Genomic DNA, 594 nt, shown 5'->3' with positions numbered 1-594 from the left:
AAGATAATGTTGAGATTGCAAATGAATCAGCACTTATTTCTAATACAGTAAGTGATATAGCAAGTAATATACTTGATGATGTAAAGAAAAAAAGATTTTAATATACTAGAGAGCTAAGGCTCTCTAGAAATAAATAAAATATCAATCTTTCATCAGATTTTTTTAACTTCTTATATTTTTTTCTTACTAAAATTTTTTAAATATGGAATTAATAGATTGTTTTTTATTATATAATAACCACATTTATTATTTTTATTTTGAAGGATTTTTAGATGAAAATAAGCAGTGTTAAATTTAAAATCTCTTTAATAGCTAATATTGTAGCTATTGTGTGTTTGATTGTTTTAGGCATAGTTACTTTTTATTTTTCTAAGGAAGCTTTAGGTAAAGCAGAATTAAAGTCCCAAAGTAATGTATTAAAAGTAGCTCAAGAGTCTATTATCAATTTTCAGAAAAATAATTCAAAAACTCTTGAAAATTTCGCAAAAAGAATTTTATCATTTTCCTATGACCAGCTAAATAACCAACAATCTTTAATGGAAAATATAGGAGATGATTTAAAACTATTAAGAGAAGCTGGAGGATTTTTAGCAG

At 23.9% G+C, this 594-nt stretch carries 1 protein-coding gene and 1 pseudogene; both read left to right on the top strand.

Features of this window, described 5'->3' with window-relative positions:
• A pseudogene (locus DU473_RS08600) lies at window positions 1-101 on the top strand (methyl-accepting chemotaxis protein); the annotation flags it as partial.
• A gap of 171 nt (window positions 102-272) precedes the next feature.
• Window positions 273-594: hypothetical protein (locus tag DU473_RS08155; protein WP_131186977.1), on the top strand; the 322-nt coding region annotated here is incomplete at its 3' end.

This window comes from Campylobacter novaezeelandiae (assembly GCF_004323845.1).
GTDB classification, from domain to species: Bacteria; Campylobacterota; Campylobacteria; order Campylobacterales; family Campylobacteraceae; genus Campylobacter_D; species Campylobacter_D novaezeelandiae.
Note: the sequence above shows the minus strand (reverse complement) of the source record. Positions and strands in the feature narration are given on the sequence as shown.